Source organism: Megasphaera jansseni (assembly GCF_047974155.1).
Taxonomy (GTDB): domain Bacteria; phylum Bacillota; class Negativicutes; order Veillonellales; family Megasphaeraceae; genus Megasphaera.
This window is the reverse complement of record NZ_JBHYRR010000114.1, coordinates 1-230: the sequence shown is the minus strand read 5'-3', so window position 1 is coordinate 230 and position 230 is coordinate 1. Positions and strand designations below refer to the sequence as shown.

The following is a 230-nucleotide window of genomic DNA, read 5'->3' as shown; positions in this document are numbered from 1 at the left end:
AGCGAAAAGTGGAAACGCTTCGTACAGCCGTGGGAAGACGACCAGTGATTACGCCAGCGTGACCGAACAGGCCGGTATCTATGCCGGTGACCAAGGGTATGATGTGGATGTGAATAAGGATACCCAACTCAAAGGGGCTGTCATCGCCAGCATGGCTGATGCCAACCGTAATCACCTGACGACCGGCACCCTGCACCTGGAAGACATCCAGAATAAGGCCGCTTATGACG

1 protein-coding gene is annotated in these 230 nt (G+C 54.8%); it reads left to right on the top strand.

Annotation, left to right across the window (positions count from 1 at the left end; translation table 11 throughout):
• A partial coding sequence (locus tag ACE418_RS13595; RefSeq protein ID WP_416451096.1) for a hypothetical protein occupies positions 1-230 on the top strand: 230 nt, incomplete at both ends.